This is a genomic window from Citrobacter sp. RHBSTW-00859 (genome assembly GCF_013729795.1).
Taxonomy (GTDB): Bacteria; Pseudomonadota; Gammaproteobacteria; order Enterobacterales; family Enterobacteriaceae; genus Citrobacter; species Citrobacter braakii.
In genome coordinates, this window is record NZ_CP056284.1 from 2,103,892 (window position 1) to 2,121,663 (window position 17,772).

Annotated in this window: 17 protein-coding genes and 1 pseudogene; 7 read left to right on the forward strand and 11 right to left on the reverse strand. The window is 52.7% G+C overall.

The annotated features are described in order from the left end of the window. The first annotated feature begins 107 nt into the window (after positions 1-107). The 5 genes from flhB to bglB all read left to right on the forward strand — a co-directional run bounded on the left by flhB (position 108) and on the right by bglB (position 6,711). Positions 108-1,259 (forward strand): flagellar biosynthesis protein FlhB, encoded by a 1,152-nt coding sequence (flhB, locus tag HV302_RS10450; protein ID WP_016153429.1) that lies wholly within the window; start codon positions 108-110, stop codon positions 1,257-1,259. Further along, entirely contained in the window at positions 1,252-3,330 is a 2,079-nt protein-coding gene (gene flhA, locus HV302_RS10455; RefSeq protein ID WP_016153428.1) for a flagellar biosynthesis protein FlhA, read from the forward strand. The genes flhB and flhA overlap by 8 nt, the downstream gene beginning before the upstream one ends. Beyond that, complete coding sequence (gene flhE / locus HV302_RS10460) at positions 3,330-3,722, forward strand: flagellar protein FlhE (RefSeq protein ID WP_016153427.1); 393 nt, start codon at positions 3,330-3,332, stop codon at positions 3,720-3,722. The genes flhA and flhE overlap by 1 nt, the downstream gene beginning before the upstream one ends. A 262-nt stretch (positions 3,723-3,984) precedes the next feature. Next, positions 3,985-5,571: an MFS transporter gene (locus HV302_RS10465; protein ID WP_181627303.1), complete on the forward strand. Its 1,587-nt coding sequence runs from the start codon at positions 3,985-3,987 to the stop codon at positions 5,569-5,571. Further along, complete coding sequence (bglB, locus tag HV302_RS10470; RefSeq protein WP_131379505.1) at positions 5,572-6,711, forward strand: beta-galactosidase BglB; 1,140 nt, start codon at positions 5,572-5,574, stop codon at positions 6,709-6,711. Here the strand turns inward: bglB and mrdA are convergent. Both mrdA and argS read right to left on the reverse strand, forming a co-directional pair. Further along, positions 6,683-8,602: a penicillin-binding protein 2 gene (gene mrdA / locus HV302_RS10475; protein WP_016156805.1), complete on the reverse strand. Its 1,920-nt coding sequence runs from the start codon at positions 8,600-8,602 to the stop codon at positions 6,683-6,685. The two genes, bglB and mrdA, sit on opposite strands and share 29 nt — an antisense overlap. A 183-nt stretch (positions 8,603-8,785) precedes the next feature. Next, positions 8,786-10,519 (reverse strand): arginine--tRNA ligase, encoded by a 1,734-nt coding sequence (argS, locus tag HV302_RS10480; protein ID WP_016153423.1) that lies wholly within the window; start codon positions 10,517-10,519, stop codon positions 8,786-8,788. Positions 10,520-10,757: 238 nt separating this feature from the next. Between argS and HV302_RS10485 the strand changes: the two genes are divergently transcribed. Together HV302_RS10485 and cutC are read left to right on the forward strand one after the other, a co-directional pair. Beyond that, positions 10,758-11,324 (forward strand): VOC family protein, encoded by a 567-nt coding sequence (locus tag HV302_RS10485; protein ID WP_016153422.1) that lies wholly within the window; start codon positions 10,758-10,760, stop codon positions 11,322-11,324. 2 nt (positions 11,325-11,326) lie between these two features. After that, the gene (gene cutC, locus HV302_RS10490) at positions 11,327-12,073 is read left to right on the forward strand and encodes a copper homeostasis protein CutC (protein WP_046275030.1); all 747 of its coding nucleotides are present in this window, start codon (positions 11,327-11,329) and stop codon (positions 12,071-12,073) included. Positions 12,074-12,239: 166 nt separating this feature from the next. Here cutC and cmoB read toward each other — a convergent pair whose 3' ends face one another. The 9 genes and pseudogenes from cmoB to HV302_RS28270 form a co-directional block, all read right to left on the reverse strand. Further along, entirely contained in the window at positions 12,240-13,208 is a 969-nt protein-coding gene (gene cmoB, locus HV302_RS10495) for a tRNA 5-methoxyuridine(34)/uridine 5-oxyacetic acid(34) synthase CmoB (protein WP_181627305.1), read from the reverse strand. Beyond that, positions 13,205-13,948, reverse strand: a complete 744-nt coding sequence (gene cmoA / locus HV302_RS10500) for a carboxy-S-adenosyl-L-methionine synthase CmoA (RefSeq protein WP_016153419.1) — start codon at positions 13,946-13,948, stop codon at positions 13,205-13,207. The genes cmoB and cmoA overlap by 4 nt, the downstream gene beginning before the upstream one ends. A 40-nt stretch (positions 13,949-13,988) precedes the next feature. Beyond that, entirely contained in the window at positions 13,989-14,384 is a 396-nt protein-coding gene (locus HV302_RS10505) for an MAPEG family protein (protein ID WP_016153418.1), read from the reverse strand. A gap of 52 nt (positions 14,385-14,436) precedes the next feature. Then, the gene (locus tag HV302_RS10510) at positions 14,437-15,210 is read right to left on the reverse strand and encodes a DUF72 domain-containing protein (RefSeq protein WP_181627453.1); all 774 of its coding nucleotides are present in this window, start codon (positions 15,208-15,210) and stop codon (positions 14,437-14,439) included. Further along, positions 15,189-16,502, reverse strand: a complete 1,314-nt coding sequence (locus HV302_RS10515) for a tyrosine-type recombinase/integrase (RefSeq protein ID WP_181627306.1) — start codon at positions 16,500-16,502, stop codon at positions 15,189-15,191. The genes HV302_RS10510 and HV302_RS10515 overlap by 22 nt, the downstream gene beginning before the upstream one ends. A gap of 55 nt (positions 16,503-16,557) precedes the next feature. Then, a complete protein-coding gene (locus HV302_RS10520; RefSeq protein ID WP_019077032.1) occupies positions 16,558-16,794 on the reverse strand; it encodes an excisionase family protein in 237 nt (78 codons plus the stop codon). A 9-nt stretch (positions 16,795-16,803) separates the two neighbouring features. Further along, entirely contained in the window at positions 16,804-16,953 is a 150-nt protein-coding gene (locus HV302_RS10525; RefSeq protein WP_191212345.1) for a hypothetical protein, read from the reverse strand. Next, positions 16,950-17,261, reverse strand: a complete 312-nt coding sequence (locus tag HV302_RS10530; RefSeq protein ID WP_121540172.1) for a hypothetical protein — start codon at positions 17,259-17,261, stop codon at positions 16,950-16,952. The genes HV302_RS10525 and HV302_RS10530 overlap by 4 nt, the downstream gene beginning before the upstream one ends. Further along, positions 17,261-17,419 (reverse strand): annotated as a pseudogene (locus HV302_RS28270) (ATPase); the annotation flags it as partial. The pseudogene HV302_RS28270 and the gene HV302_RS10530, both read right to left, overlap by 1 nt. Positions 17,420-17,772: the final 353 nt, after the last annotated feature.

The window sequence follows — 17,772 nt, forward strand, 5'->3', positions numbered from 1 at the left end:
GTGGCAAACGAACGCTCGAATTCCTCTGTTTTCGTTTCGCTATTCGACGCATTGGCAATGGTTGCGGTCGCGATAATACTCGTGACCGTGACGACGAGAGTAATGCCGTGGCAGAAGAAAGCGACGACGACAAAACAGAAGCCCCCACACCCCACCGACTTGAAAAAGCACGGGAAGAAGGGCAGGTCCCCCGATCCAAAGAGCTGACCTCACTGCTTATTTTGCTGGTGGGCGTGTGCATTATCTGGATTGGCGGGGAGTCGCTTGCCCGCAGACTGGCCGGTATGCTGTCGGCCGGATTACGTTTTGACCACAGTATGGTCAATGACCCTAACCTGATCCTCAGCCAAATCATCCTGCTGATTAAAGACGCGATGATTGCGCTGTTACCGTTGATTACCGGCGTCGTTCTGGTGGCATTAATCTCCCCGGTGATGCTTGGCGGCTTGATTTTCAGCGGTAAATCTCTGCAGCCCAAGTTCTCTAAGCTGAATCCGTTGCCGGGCATTAAACGCATGTTTTCAGCGCAAACCGGAGCGGAACTGCTCAAAGCGATACTGAAATCCACGCTGGTGGGGAGCGTGGCCGGATTTTATCTCTGGCATAACTGGCCGGCGATGATGCGTTTGATGGCGGAATCGCCGATTACGGCGATGGGCAACGCCCTGGATTTAGTTGGTATGTGCGCGCTGTTGGTGGTGCTTGGCGTTATTCCGATGGTGGGGTTCGACGTTTTTTTCCAGATTTACAGCCATCTGAAAAAGCTGCGCATGTCGCGTCAGGATATCCGTGACGAATTTAAGCAAAGCGAAGGCGACCCGCACGTTAAGGGCAAAATACGCCAAATGCAGCGCGCGGCCGCGCAGCGTCGCATGATGGCGGATGTGCCGAAAGCGGACGTGATTGTTACCAACCCCACGCACTATTCGGTGGCGTTGAAGTATGACGAGAACAAAATGAGTGCGCCGAAAGTTGTTGCCAAAGGCGCGGGGCTGGTGGCGCTGCGCATTCGTGAGATTGGCGCTGAACATCGAGTCCCTACGTTAGAAGCGCCGCCGCTGGCGCGTGCGCTATACCGTCATGCTGAGATTGGTCAACAAATACCGGGTCAATTATATGCCGCCGTTGCCGAAGTGCTGGCATGGGTATGGCAGCTAAAACGCTGGCGTCTCGCCGGCGGCAAGCGTCCACCACAACCTGAAAACCTTCCGGTGCCTGAAGCACTGGATTTCATGAACGAGAAGAATACTGATGGCTAATCTGGTCGCGATGTTGCGTTTGCCCAGCAACCTGAAATCCACGCAACTGCAAATCCTTGCCGGACCGATCCTTATCCTGCTGATCCTGTCGATGATGGTGTTGCCGTTGCCGGCTTTCGTCCTCGATTTGCTGTTCACGTTTAACATTGCGCTGTCGATCATGGTGCTGCTGGTGGCGATGTTCACCCAGCGTACGCTGGAGTTTGCCGCATTCCCGACGATTTTGCTGTTTACCACATTATTACGCCTCGCCCTGAACGTTGCGTCGACGCGTATCATTTTAATGGAAGGGCATACCGGCGCGGCGGCGGCGGGAAAGGTGGTTGAAGCTTTTGGTCACTTCCTGGTGGGCGGTAACTTTGCGATCGGTATCGTGGTCTTCGTTATTCTCGTCATTATCAACTTTATGGTTATCACCAAAGGTGCCGGACGTATCGCCGAGGTTGGCGCGCGCTTTGTGCTGGATGGTATGCCCGGCAAGCAGATGGCGATTGATGCGGATTTGAATGCGGGTCTGATTGGCGAAGATGAAGCCAAAAAACGACGCTCGGAGGTGACGCAGGAAGCGGATTTCTACGGCTCTATGGACGGTGCGAGTAAATTCGTACGTGGAGATGCCATCGCCGGTATTTTGATCATGGTGATCAACGTGGTCGGCGGTCTGTTAGTCGGGGTGTTGCAGCATGGTATGAGCATGGGTAGCGCAGCGGAAAGTTATACCCTGCTGACCATCGGTGACGGGCTGGTGGCGCAAATTCCTGCGCTGGTAATCTCCACCGCGGCGGGGGTTATCGTGACCCGCGTGAGTACCGACCAGGATGTAGGCGAACAGATGGTGACCCAACTGTTCAGTAATCCTAGTGTCATGCTGCTTAGTGCGGCGGTGCTTGGTCTTTTGGGTCTGGTTCCGGGGATGCCGAACCTGGTGTTTTTGATGTTTACCGCCGCGTTACTGGGTCTGGCCTGGTGGATGCGTGGTCGTGAGCAAAAAGCTCCCGATGAGCCGCAGCCGGTGAAAATGCCGGAAAACAACTCCGTGGTGGAAGCAACATGGAATGATGTACAGCTGGAGGATTCCCTGGGGATGGAGGTAGGCTACCGACTGATCCCAATGGTGGACTTTCAGCAAGATGGCGAGTTGCTGGGGCGAATCCGCAGTATTCGTAAGAAATTTGCCCAGGATATGGGCTTTCTGCCGCCGGTGGTACATATCCGCGACAATATGGATCTGCAGCCGGCCCGCTATCGTATTTTGATGAAAGGGGTGGAAATTGGCAGCGGTGACGCCTATCCGGGACGCTGGCTGGCCATTAACCCTGGTACCGCCGCCGGGTCGCTGCCGGGCGAGAAAACGGTCGATCCGGCTTTCGGTCTGGACGCTATCTGGATTGAAAGCGCATTGAAGGAACAGGCGCAGATTCAGGGCTTTACGGTTGTTGAAGCCAGTACCGTTGTCGCCACGCACCTTAATCACCTGATTGGGCAGTTCGCTGCTGAGCTGTTTGGCCGTCAGGAGGCGCAACAGCTACTGGACCGCGTTTCGCAGGAGATGCCAAAACTGACAGAAGACCTGGTCCCGGGCGTCGTGACGCTCACTACGCTGCATAAAGTGCTGCAGAACTTACTGGATGAGAAAGTACCGATTCGCGATATGCGCACCATTCTCGAAACGCTGGCTGAACATGCACCGCTGCAAAACGATCCGCATGAGCTTACCGCGGTGGTACGTGTTGCGTTGGGACGCGCCATCACTCAGCAGTGGTTCCCGGGTAATGAAGAAGTTCAGGTTATCGGCCTTGATACTCCGCTCGAACGTTTGCTTCTGCAGGCGCTGCAGGGCGGCGGCGGTCTGGAGCCGGGTCTTGCAGACCGACTGCTGGCCCAGACTCAGGAAGCGCTGTCCCGTCAGGAAATGTTGGGTGCGCCGCCGGTCTTGCTGGTCAACCACGCGTTGCGTCCGTTACTGGCACGCTTTTTACGTCGCAGCATTCCGCAACTGGTGGTGTTATCGAACATGGAGCTGTCTGACAACCGCCATATCCGTATGACGGCGACTATTGGAGGTAAGTAATGCGTAAATTACTGTGGTTGTTGTTTTTTCCTCTGGTAGCGCAGGCTGCCGGAGAAGGCGCCTGGCAGGCCAGCGGTATGGGGATTACTTTAAATCACCGCGGCCAGTCAGCCTCGTCTTCACCTCTGACGCCCAGCCAGCCGGTCTCGGGGTTGATGACGCTGGTGGCCTGGCGCTATGAGCTCAATGGCCCAACGCCCGCGGGTTTACGGGTGCGTTTATGTTCTCAGTCCCGCTGTGTTGAGCTGGACGGGCAAAGCGGGACCACCAACGGATTCAATAATGTTCCCGCCATCGAACCGATGCATTTTGTCTGGGAAGTACCCGGTGGCGGTCGCCTGATCCCCGCCTTACAGGTTCAGAGCAATCAGGTGATTGTGAACTATCGTTAACGCCTCCCTTCATTCCGGCCAGCAGCAGAAACTGCTGGCTGCTTCGCAATTCTAGTCCGCCTCTTTGATTAAATAGAAACGCTGTTTTATAAAATAGGTGACATACGTTGCCGGACTCTTTGTGCTGTTGCCATTTCACGAATACCCCTGGCAAAAATAGAAAGGTTTCACTTGCTGTTAGCTTTTACTGTGGCCCTGTAAGGAGGCCCAATGTCAAAGCGAGGATTGCGGGGCCTCCCAATAATGTGCAGGGGTAACGGCAATGAATACACGTAAAATTGGGTTGGTTAACTATTTTGCCTACGGTTCGGGGGATTTTTTAGGCGCAGGCACCACGGCGTTAACCGCGGCCTGGCTACTCTATTTTTACACGACGTTCTGTGGCCTGACGCCAATCGAAGCAACCTTTATCTTCGCTACCGCCAGAGTGTTGGATGCCGTTGTTAGCCCATTAATGGGTTTTTTAACCGATAACTTTGGCTCCACCTGGCTCGGAAAACGCTTTGGGCGACGCAAGTTTTTTATTCTGTTGGGGATACCCTGTGTCTTTAGCTACTCACTAATGTGGGTGGGTGATATGGGGTTCTGGTACTACCTGCTCACCTATCTGATTTTTGACGTGGTCTACACCATGATTCTGGTGCCATACGAAACGCTGGTACCCGAAATGACCGATGACTTTAAACAGAAAACCAAATTCTCCGGCGCGCGCATTTCGATGGCGCAAATGTCTGCCATTCTGGCCTCATTATTACCTGGCGTTCTGCTGACGCTGTTTGGCAAGGACAACCCCGTCTCTTTTTTCTACGCCAGCCTGGTGTTTTCTGTGCTGTGTGCACTGATGCTGACCTTCGTCTGGTTCTTTACCTGGGAACGCCCACGGGAAGAGTGGACTGAGGCGGCGCTGCGAGCCGAAGAAGAGAAGAAAAGCCTGACCTTGAGTCAGAGTATGAACCGTTTATTTGTGGAACTGAGTTCAACACTGCGCATCCGTATCTTTCGCCAGCATTTAGGAATGTATCTTGGCGGCTATATTGCCCAGGACGTCTTTAACGCCGTCTTTACTTACTATGTGGTGTTTGTGCTGATGCAGGAAGCATCGATGGCGTCAAACCTGCTGGGTACGATGGCTATCTTCCAGTTTATTGCCGTTATCGCCATGATCCCATTGTGCATCCGTTTCGGACCTGCGCCGTCTTATCGCATGGTGGTCGTCCTGTTTGGCCTCAGTTCACTCTCCTATGCGGGGCTGTATTACGCCGGATTAAGCGATGTTTATTCTCTGTTGCTATTGGTTTCCGCCGTTGCGGGCTTGGGACGCGGTGGTATCAACTACGTTCCCTGGAATATCTACACCTATATTGCCGATGTTGATGAAGTGATCACCGGTCAGCGTCGGGAAGGGATCTTCGCCGGCATTATGACGTTAACGCGAAAAGCGTCGCAGGCGGGAGCGGTGATGCTGGTGGGGATTGTGATGCAGTTGTCTGGTTTTGTCTCCGGTCAGAGCGCACAGCCCGCGGCGGTCAGCCATACCATCCTGTTAATTCTGAGCTGCGGAACGCTGATTGTTCTGGCGCTGGGTTTCCTGGTTTCCTTGCGCTTCAAACTGAACCTGCAAACGCACAGCACCCTGCGCGAAGAGACAGCAAAAATGCGTGAGTCCGGGCAACCCGTGTTGGAAGGACTTTCTGCTAAAGGACGCGCGACCGTAGAGATGCTATCGGGCATGCCTTATGAATCACTTTGGGGTAACAACAATATTGGTTACCTGAATCGTAATAAACCAGCGGCACCAAAACTGGAAAAGGGTGCTGTATTGAATTCGACATTGACAGAGGTTAAGTAAATGATTGTTTATCCGGTTAAACACAGTCCATTGTTGCGCCAGCCAGAACATTTTATTGCCAGGGATGAATTAAAAGCGTTGATCAAAAAGGTGACGCATAACCTGGTCAATATTCATGACGAGACCGGCGAGTTCTTGCTACGTCTGGATGACGGACGCGTTATTGATACCAAAGGCTGGGCGGGATGGGAGTGGACGCACGGCATCGGCTTGTACGGGATGTATCAGTATTATCAGCAAACCGGCGATGCCACGATGCGCGATATTATCGACAGCTGGTTTGCCGATCGCTTTGCGGAAGGTGCAACGACCAAAAACGTCAACACCATGGCGCCGTTTTTAACGCTGGCATATCGCTATGAAGAGACGCGTAATCCCGCGTATCTGCCGTGGCTCGACAGCTGGGCTGAGTGGGCAATGCATGACATGCCGCGTACCCAATTCGGCGGTATGCAGCACATTACGCTGGCGGAAGAAAATCACCAGCAGATGTGGGATGACACGTTGATGATGACGGTCTTACCGCTGGCGAAGATTGGCAAGTTGCTCAACCGTCCCGAGTATATTGAAGAGGCAACCTATCAGTTCCTGCTGCACGTGCAAAACCTGATGGATAAAGAAACGGGGCTGTGGTTCCACGGCTGGAGCTATGAAGGACAGCATAACTTCGCCAACGCTCGCTGGGCGCGTGGCAACAGCTGGCTAACTATAGTCATCCCGGATTTCCTCGAATTACTTGATTTGCCGGAAAACAATGCAGTGCACCGCTATCTGGTGCAAGTTTTGAACGCGCAAATCGCGGCGCTGGCGAAGTGCCAGGATGAAAGCGGACTGTGGCACACCTTGCTGGACGACCCGCAGTCCTATCTTGAAGCCTCGGCAACCGCCGGATTTGCCTATGGGATCCTCAAAGCGGTACGTAAACGCTATGTCGGACAAGACTATGCGGCTGTAGCCGAAAAAGCCATCAGAGGCATTGTGCAACATATTTCGCCGGAAGGTGAATTGCTGCATACCTCGTTTGGTACCGGGATGGGCCACAATCTCGATTTCTACCGCAACATCCCACGGACCTCCATGCCTTACGGTCAGGCGATGGCGATGCTATGCCTTACCGAATACTTGCGTAAGTATTTTTGATATCGGTGTCCGATGGCGTTGCGGCTATCGGACCCGCTTGTGCGTCGTCGTCCTGCGCAGCAAACAGATGATCCATGATTTGACGCATGACTGGTGCGGCGGTGACGCCATCGCTGCCGCCGTTTTCCAGAATTAACGCTATGGCGACTTTTGGGTTCTTATATGGCGCAAATGCGGTATAGAACACGTGGTCGCGCAGACGTACGGGGATCATTTTCGCATCGTAGGTCTGATTTTCTTTCAGGCTAAAGACCTGTGATGTGCCACTTTTCGCTGCAATGCCGTAAGGCGCGGTGTGAAAGAACTTATAACCGGTACCGTTTGGCTCATTCGCCATGCCGAACATCGCTTGACGCACCAGTCCCCAGTAGGGGGACGAAGCAGAGGCAATTTGTGACGGTGCTTCGGGTGCCTGGTACGGCGTGATGACTTTTCCGCTCTCTTCATCACGTAGCAGGTGAGGGGCGATAACCTTGCCGTTGTTAATCAGCGCGACCATGGCTTTAACCATCTGGATCGGCGTGGCAATCCAGTAGCCCTGGCCGATGCCAACCGAAATGGTATCTCCCTGATACCAGGCTTTTTTATGTACTTTCTGCTTCCATTCGCGGCTCGGGAGCAGGCCGTTATACTCCTCACCAAGATCGATGCCGGTCGGCTTGCCATAGCCAAACTGGCTGAGCATGCTGTTAATACGGTCGATCCCCATCATATACGCCACCTGATAAAAGAACGTGTCGGCAGATTCTTCAATTGCTTTGGTGACATCCAGCATACCGTGGCCCGTTTTTTTCCAGTCACGGTAATGTCGCTCCGTGCCGGGGAGCGTCCAGGTGGGGGCGCCGAAGAAACGGGTCTGCGGCGTGATCACTCCGTCCAGTAATGCTGACATCGCCATATACGGTTTGACCGTGGAGGCGGGAGGATACAACCCCTGCGTGACGCGGTTGATTAACGGCAGGTCCTTATCCTGAAGCAGCTTGTTATAGTCCTGATAGCTGATACCTTTGACAAACGGGTTGGGGTCATAGCTGGGGTTCGAAACCATTGCCAGCACGGAACCGTCATGCGGATCCTCAACCAAAACGGCGGCCCGCTGGCCCACCAACAGACTCTCAATATATTGCTGTAAATGGAGGTCCAGCGTCAGATGGATATCTTTTCCGGCAACGGGCGGCACATCTTTGATCAGGCGTACGATGCGTCCGTGGTTATCAACTTCGACCTCCTGATAACCGGTTTTCCCATGCAGTTCATTTTCATAGTAGTGCTCAATACCCTGCTTACCGATGTTGTGATCGGCGGCGTAGTTCTCTGTCAGGCCTTTTTGATCCAGCGCTTTCAGGTCGTTGTCATTGATTTTTGACACATAGCCAAGGACATGCGCCAGCGCTGCGCCATAAGGGTACTGGCGGTCTTCATAGCTATTGATATTGACGCCGCTGAAATGAAACTGGTTAACCGAGAAGCGGGCGATTTCCACATCGGTCAGCGCATTTTTTAGCACGACCGGGCGATAGCGGCTGCTGGCTTTCAGCGCATGGCGAAACTGGTCAATGTCATCAGGAGTGAGGTCAATGATAGGCGTGAGCTGCCTGATCAGGGCATTCATATCACTGATTTTATAAGGCGTAACGGAAATGTCGTACCAGGTTACGTTGCGTACCAGCGGGATGCCGTTGCGATCGTAAATCATGCCACGCGTCGGGGCCACGGGGAGCATTTTGATGTCGTTTGCATTCGAGCGGGTGGTGTAATACTGGTGCTGACAGATTTGTAAGTTGTAGAGATTGTAAATCAGGATGCCAAAGCAGATGACCACCAGGCCAAAGGCCACCAATACACGCCGCTGGAAGAGTTTTTCCTCCGCCTCAAAATCTCTGAATGTCATTGACCCGTACCCGATTAATTCGCCGCCTCATGATACGGAGGCTTAAACGGGATGACAGGCAAAAAATGTTCCATATCTCTACGGAAATGTGTCATTCCTTGTGAGTTGTTACAGATGGCCTGTTACAGAAATAAAAAAGGCCTGAGTCCGAATTTCGGAGTCAGGCCTGATAGGTGAGCTGATTTACATACGTTCTACGGTTTCGATACCCAGCGTATCCAGACCCAGCTTCAGGGTTTTCGCCGTCAACTGTGCCAGTTTCAGGCGGCTGTTACGAATCTCTTCGTTTTCAGCGCTAAGGATTGGGCAGTGCTCGTAGAAGCCGGAGAACAGACCGGCAACGTCGTACAGGTAAGCACACATCACATGCGGCGTACCTTCACGTGCAACAACGGTCAGCGTTTCTTCAAACTGCAGCAGACGCGCAGCCAACTGAGCCTCGCGATCTTCACTGATAATCACCTGCGCATTTGCCAGCGCGCTTTCGTCGATATCCGCTTTACGGAACACGGACAGTACGCGGGTGTAAGCGTACTGCATATACGGCGCAGTATTCCCTTCGAACGCCAGCATATTGTCCCAGTCGAAGATGTAGTCGGTGGTACGGTTTTTGGACAGATCGGCATATTTCACCGCGCCGATACCGACCGCATTCGCCAGTTTTTCCAGCTCGTCGGCAGGCATGTCCGGGTTCTTCTCCGCTACCAGACGGCGTGCGCGTTCCAGCGCTTCATCCAGCAGATCGGCCAGTTTAACCGTGCCGCCCGCGCGGGTTTTGAACGGCTTGCCGTCTTTACCCAGCATCATACCGAACATGTGGTGTTCCAGCGGCACAGAATCCGGCACATAACCGGCTTTACGCACGATGGTCCAGGCTTGCATTAAGTGCTGATGCTGACGGGAGTCGATGTAATAAAGTACGCGGTCGGCATGCAGCGTTTCATAACGGTACTTGGCGCAGGCGATATCGGTCGTGGTGTAGAGATAGCCGCCATCTTTCTTCTGAATGATAACGCCCATCGGTTCACCTTCCTTGTTCTTATACTCATCAAGGAATACGACGGTAGCGCCTTCGCTTTCAACAGCCAGGCCTTTAGCTTTGAGATCGGCCACGATGCCAGGCAGCATCGGGTTGTACAGGCTTTCACCCATGACGTCGTCACGGGTCAGGGTGACGTTCAGGCGATCGTAGGTTAACTGGTTTTGCGACATGGTGATGTCGACCAGTTTGCGCCACATCTCACGGAAGTACTCGTCGCCGCCTTGCAGCTTCACGACATAACTCCGGGCACGTTCCGCGAAGGCTTCATCTTCGTCGTAATGTTTTTTCGCATCACGGTAGAAACCTTCAAGGTCAGCCAGCGCCATCTCGCCAGCATTTTCCTGCTGCTGTTTTTCCAGCCATGCGATGAGCATACCGAACTGAGTACCCCAGTCGCCGACGTGGTTGGCGCGGATAACATTGTGACCGAGGAACTCCAGCGTACGCACCGCAGCGTCACCGATGATGGTGGAACGCAGGTGACCAACGTGCATCTCTTTCGCTACGTTAGGTGCGGAGTAATCAACCACAACGGTTTGTTTAGCCGGTTGGGTGACGCCCAGACGATCGGAAGCCAGCGCCTGCTGAACGTGCTGCGCCAGAAATGCCGGATCGAGAAAAATATTGATAAAGCCCGGGCCTGCAATTTCAACTTTGCTGGCGATCCCGTTGAGATCCAAATGAGTCAGCACCTGCTCAGCCAGTTGTCGCGGCGCCATACCCAGTTTTTTAGCGACAGCCATCATGCCGTTAGCCTGATAGTCGCCGAACTGTACTTTTGCTGACTGACGAACCTGCGGTTCGCAATCTGCAGGCGCGCCTGCAGCAATCATGGCCTGACTGACTTTTTCTGAGAGAAGAGCCTGAATATTCACCGGAATACCTTACATTTATGAAGCGGCTTAAAATGCACCGCACCAGTTTAAGAATTAAGGGCGGGAGTATACTGCAAATGCCCGTTGCCGTCAGCATTGCGAGTATCGCCAGCAGCCTGAAATATAAACATTGTCATTACGTATAATTATTCATATTGCGCTTAAGAAAATCAGCAGTTGGTTGGGGCTGCGCAACAGGGTAAATTAGCGGCTTTGAATATGGATATGAGCTTTCATTATGGCGAACTGGCAAACAGTTGCAGAACTGCATGATATTTCCGCAGATTTACCGCATTTCATTCAGGCGTTAACGGATCTTTCCACTCGCCTTGGGCTGGATATCTCATCGCTTGAAGCCGATCACATTTCTCTGCGTTGTCATCAAAATACCACCGCAGAGCGCTGGCGTCGTGGGTTTGAACAGTGCGGCGAATTGTTGTCAGAAAATATCATCAATGGCCGACCGATTTGCTTGTTCAAACTCGATGAGCCAGTTTGTGTGCAACACTGGCAATTTACTATCGTAGAACTGCCGTGGCCGGGCGAAAAGCGTTATCCGCATGAAGGTTGGGAGCATGTTGAAATTGTTCTGCCGGGTGAGGTGGAGACGCTGAATGCACGAGCGCTGGCGCTGCTTTCAGATCACGGGCTGAGCCAGCCGGGCATATTTGTAAAAACCAGTTCGCCAAAAGGCGAGCGCGAACGTTTACCGAATCCAACGCTGGCGGTCAGCGATGGCAGCGTGACGATAAAATTCCATCCGTGGTCGATTGAAGCCATTGTGGCAAGCGAACGTCAGGAGTGAGTATGGCATTACTGGAAATCTGCTGTTACAGCATGGAGTGCGCGCGCACGGCGCAGCAAAACGGCGCGGATCGCATTGAGCTTTGCTCGGCGCCCAAAGAAGGGGGCTTAACGCCGTCCCTGGGCGTCTTGCGTTCGGTTCGCCAGTATATCTCGATTCCGGTCAATCCCATTATTCGCCCGCGCGGGGGCGACTTTTGTTACACCGACGGTGAATTCGCTGCAATGCTGGATGATATTGCAATGGTAAGAGATCTGGGGTTCTCAGGGTTGGTAACCGGCATTTTAGATGCAGAGGGTGATGTCGATATGCCGCGCATGGAGAAAATAATGATCGCGGCGGGACCGCTGCACGTCACTTTTCATCGGGCCTTTGACATGTGCGCTAACCCACTCAATGCGCTAAAAAAATTAGCTGATTTGGGCATCGCCAGAGTGCTGACTTCCGGGCAAAAATCAGATGCGGCGCAAGGTTTAACAAAAATTATGGAACTTATTGCGCAGGGGGATGCTCCAATCATTATGGCCGGAGCGGGGGTTCGCGCCTCGAATTTGTCCCTGTTCCTTGATGCTGGAGTGCAGGAAGTCCACAGTTCTGCCGGAGTATGGCTGGCTTCCCCCATGCGTTATCGCAATTCGGGGTTGTCGATGTCTTCGGATGCACAGGCGGATGAGTATTCACGCTATGCAGTAGACGGGGCGGCGGTTGCGGAAATGAAAGCAATCATTGCACACCACCAGGCCAACTGATTTTTACCGTTGCATCATGTCGCCCAATATGATGCTTGCTCGTACCAGGCCCCTGCAATTTCAACAGGGGCCTTTTTTTATCCTGCATATTTCAAGCCGCAGCGTAGTTGTCTGCCTTGCTGCAAGTTGAACTATTTTGCAGAAAGTGTGCTATCAGGCAAAATGATTACGGCTTACGTGCAATCAATACCGCGCGTAATGGGGCCGGGTAGCCTTCCACCGTTTTGCTGTGATCGTTCGGGTCGAGGAAGTCGGCCAGTGATTCGGTTATCATCCACTCGGTGCGGCGCTGCTCTTCGGTGGTGGTGACGCAGACATCAGCAATGCGCACATCAACAAACCCACATTTTTCCAGCCAGTTTTTTAACGCCAGCGCAGAAGGAATAAAGTAAACGTTACGCATCTGCGCGTAGCGATCGCCCGGCACCAGTACGGTATTTTCATCACCTTCGACGACCAGCGTTTCCAGTACCAGTTCGCCATCTTTCACCAACTGATCCTTCAACTGCCACAGGTGTTCCAGCGGTGAACGGCGGTGATAAAGCACTCCCATGGAGAATACGGTATCAAAGGCGTTGAGCGCCGGAAGCTGCTCAATACCCAGCGGCAGCAGGTGAGCGCGCTGGTCATTGCCCAGCAGTTTACGTACTGCCTCAAACTGGCACAGAAACAGCTGGGTAGGATCGATGCCAACCGCCAGATGCGCCCCCGCGCCAATCATGCGCCACATGTGATATCCACTCCCGCAGCCGACATCAAGAATGGTGCGCCCGGTGAGGTCAGACAAGTGCGGCAGAACGCGATCCCATTTCCAGTCCGAGCGCCACTCGGTATCTATATTGACGCCGTACAACGAGTACGGCCCTTTACGCCATGGCATCAGGTTACGCATCAGGGGGTCGATACGTTTGAGCTGACCGTCGCTGAGCGGCTCATCGCTTTCGGCGGTAACGCTATGCAGTAAGTCCAGGCGATGCGGCGTCAGCTCGGGCAGAAACTCGACGGCATTTGACCACTGCTTAAACAAGCCGTGCTGATCGCGCTGCCAGGTCGCGATTTGCGCCGGGAGCGTTTCCAGCCAATGGGAAAGGTGATTTTTGGCAATCAGTTGATAAAAGTTACCAAAGTCGATCATGCGCTAACCTCAGCTTTCAGTGCCACCAGAGAACCAAAGTTAAAGCACTGGAACCACAATTCGCTGTGTTCAAAGCCCGCCTGATGCAGTCTCGCTTTGTGCGTTTCGACCGAGTCGGTCAGCATCACGTTCTCCAGCATGCTGCGCTTTTGGCTGATTTCCAGCTCGCTATAGCCATTTGCCCGTTTGAAATCGTGGTGCATGTTGAACAGCAGTTCGCCAACGTTAGCGTCTTCGAAACTGAATTTTTCAGACAGTACCAGCGCGCCGCCGGGGTTCAGCCCCTGATAAATCTTATCCAACAATGCCTGGCGCTCAGGTGGCTCAAGGAATTGCAGGGTAAAATTCAGCACCACCATCGAGGCGTTTTCGATAGTAATGTTGCGAATATCGCCTTCGACAACGTCAACCGGTGTCGGCGCTTTATAGGCGTCAATATGACGGCGGCAGCGCTCAACCATGGCCGGGGAGTTATCAACGGCAATAATTTTGCAATTCTCGTGATGAATATTGCGACGCACCGAGAGCGTCGCCGCGCCCAGAGAACAGCCCAGATCGTAGACCTGTGTGTTGGGCTGTACGAAACGTTCGGCCAACATCCCAATCATAGAAATGATATTGGAATAGCCAGGAACGGATCGTTGGATCATATCCGGGAAGACTTCAGCTACCCGTTCATCAAAGGTCCAGTCACCCAGACTGGCGATAGGCGCAGAAAAAAGCGTGTCGCGGTGAGACATAACGTAAAAATCCGGGAAAAATAAAGTGGCGTATTGTGCGCTAATGCAGGGAGAAAACCAACTCCCAGGGCATATACCAAAGATTCGCCAGCACCATTAGCAACAGCGAACACCAGGTCGCGCTCATGCCTGAACGGCGCCAGCGGAAAAGCCGGTGGTGGAATCCGTAATAATGCATCAGTCGCCCGGCAATCAAAATCAGCCCGCAAATATGCACCATCCACGTTTCTGCGCCGTTCATTTCCATAAATAACAGCAGCACCAATGCGACGGGAATATATTCCACCGCATTACCGTGAATGCGGATAGCGCTTTGTAGTTCGCTAAAACCTCCGTCACCATATGCAACGCGGTATTGCATGCGCAGGCGAACGACGTCAAAGGAGAACTTAATTAACAATAACGCACCCAATACGGCATAAAGCGCGCTTACCATACAAACTCCCTTTTAAAATGGCTGATGGCATTGACTATGATAGGTGGCATTTTCAGAAAAGAGAAGATTGCTGTGGAATAGACGGAGCTGATCCGATCTCTGGCAGGGCGCTGCGTAAATTTGCCCATAGCGTATCGACAAGCTCCGGGGCCTGCGCGATATCCGGGGTATGTAAAAACAGATACGGCGTTGTGGTTTGTTGCCATTGCGACAGCTTGGTCAGCCAGACGGCAAAAAGCGCGCTGTTTTGTGCCATATTATCGCTGCCGATAAAGCGTACCATCGGATGGTTTGCCGTCACCACTGCATGCACCGGAACCTTTGGCTTCTTGCGCTGGGCGTCACGTATCGCTTCAGTATGTGGTATTGCGGCATGTACCGGTCGACTGTCCAGAATCACCCGATTTACCCTGCGCTCATGTAGGCCTCGATTGAATCGTTGCTCTGTTTCGCCTTTGGCAAAGAAGTCCGGATGGCGAACTTCCACACCGTAGGTAAAGGATTTGGGGAGCGCATCAAGAAACTGCCACAAGGCAGGCAGGTCGTGCGGGCCAAAAGTCGCGGGTAATTGCAGCCAGTATTGCCCAATGCGTGATTCAAGTGGCGACATGCGCGTGAAAAACTCTTGTACCAGGTCATCGCAATTACGCAGCGCGGCCTGATGCGAAATGGTGGCCGGAAACTTAAAACAAAATCGAAACGCATCGGTAGTCTGCGCATGCCAGCGGGCCACAATGTCGGCTTTTGGCAGCGCGTACAGCGTGGTATTGCCCTCCACACAGTTAACATGACGGGCGTTAGTGGTTAACTTGCTGATTTTAATAATCCTCTACTGCTAGTTTGTGGTCTATGGGGCATCAATGGGGCAAAATCACCCAGCTTCTGATTCAGCATTGCGATCTGCTCTGCGTTATTGTCTGCCATCCATGCGCCGTACACATTGAAAACCATTTGCGCACTAGCGTGCCCCATCTGACTGGCTATAAAGCTTGGATTGGCGCCAGCAGCCAGTGACCAGCACGCGTAAGTGTGGCGCGACTGGTAAGCTTTTCGATGCCTGATCCCCGCCTTTTTTAACCCTGCGTCCCACGAGTCACCAAACGAATCAACCTTGTAGATAACCCCCACATCCTTACTTCGACGGACTATCTTAGGGTTAAAGACAAATGTACAGCTGTGCTGCGTTGTTCGACCATATTCACGCAATTGCACGTTGATGTGATACTGCTGCCCGAGTCTAGTCATTTCCATCTGATTCCTTAACGCATCGATGGCTGGCTGAATGAGGTGTATCACTCTATCCGTACTGGCGTCCGTTTTCGGTAGTGTGAACTCGCCCAGTTTTGTATAATTACGGCGAATTGTTATTGTACCCGCTTCAAGGTCTATATCTTCCCATGCCAGGGAAACCAGTTCTCCGTGACGAACACCTGTGTACACCGCCAGTGACCACATGTTTTTCGTCTGCTGATGCCGGCACGCATCTATCAGACGGATGAATTCATCACGGCTGAGCGGATCTGGCTCCACCCTGGCCCTTTTTAATGGCTTTATTCCATCAAAGGGATTTGCCTTTATGTACCCATTATCGGCGGCGAACTGGAACATTCCGGCGATAGTCGTCATGTAGTAATTGACGGTGACCGCGCTCCGGCCCTTAACAGGGATCCTGCCCTTTGCCGCGCACTGATAACCCATCAAAAGCTCTTTCCTGATGTACAGCAACTCTTCTTTCTCAATCGCTGTCACCAGTCGGGTAGCCCCGATCAGCGGTACAACAACTGCCACGACCGACTCGTACCGTTTGTGCGCGTTCGCGCTGATTTCCATCTTTTTCAGATCCAGCCACTTCTCTTCGAGTTCTTTCACTGTGATTTCTTTCTTGCCCAACCCAAAAATTTTAAGGTTAGGTGAATCTGGAAACCGTTCAGCATAATCAAAGCTTCCCGTGCGGATGGAAAAGCATACCGACACCCGCAGTTCCCTGGCGATCTTCCTGTTCTTAGCGGTGTCAGGGACACCGAGGTTTTCCCTGACGCGCTTACCTTTAAAATTAAACCAGATGCGCAGACTGCCACCGTGGTTTTCGACGCCTGTTGGATATGTGATTTTATCCATTAATACCTCCAGACGCCCAAGAGCAATACGAGCTTACCTTTTTCATGGCATCAAATCATCCTGGCTGCTTGCTTTTCATTGAAGCGACCCAGGCATCTACAGCCTTTCTGTTATACATGCACTCACTGGAAGGTTTTGGATTCCCGTCAGGTGATACGTGGATATACTCCCTCCCAACCATCCAGCACTCTTTTCTGGCCCGGAGGATGGTACCGGGCTTGAGCCCGGTCACCGCGATCAGAACACTTTCACAAACCCAATCGTTAGGAGCTAACTGAATAACATTGCTCATATACCCGCCTCACACCACGTTCAGGCCACGGCAGTGGCACCACGTTTCGAACATTCGTTTAACCACTTCCCGGCAGTAGAATCCTTCCTGATCCCTCGAGAGGTCGTAGTGGTTTCCGTACCGCTGGCGCACCCATATTTCAAATGCCTTGTGCATCATTCCACCTCCGCAGATAACGTCGTCACAATTACATGCTGGCGCGCCTTGGGCTTTATCAGAAAAATAGCCTTGTCATACCTGAGTCCGTATCCACCTTCACGTTCGCAGCGTGCGACTGAGGCGCACAAAGAGCGGGGAATACCTTTCTTGCTGACATCAAATACCCAGGTGTTTTTGAGATCGAGGATCAGATTTCCTACATCGCCACCAATGCGTTCGATATAGCGTTCAATAGCGTGAACAGTCACCATGTAGTGGCGAAACTGCACACTTCCTGAGGCGGTCATTATTGGTGTAGTGGTGGTCATCACTTCACCTCCACGCCGATCCCGGCAATGACACAAGCTCGCTCGATAGCTTCTTTCGCCCAGCGCTTATAGGTTTCCGGATGGAATACTTCGCTTTTCCCGGTATCGCTCCAGAACGCCTTTGACGTGATATCTGGCAGGGAGATAGTCAGAGTTTTCTTCCCGATACCTCCAGAGCTTTCGCAAAAAGTTAATGCGTCGCGTAGTTCTTTAACGCACGCGTAGTTTTCTGCTTTGTCAGGATCACCGGTACGATGTTCCGCTTCTTGTCTGCACCATTTGATGACCTTCTCAGCGGCTTCATGGAGGCGCTGGTGCTGCCAGTCATATGTGTCAATCAACCCATTGGCACGGTCTCTGCTGCTTATCAATTCAGCCACATGACATTCAGAATCAATCAGGTTGCTTTCCGCAGAAGACAGGGCTTGTTTTAGTCGCTCAATCTCCGTGGCCATGTAGTAACCGGTTTTGCTCCAGGTATCCACATCATCGCCGGTCATGTCAGGTTCCA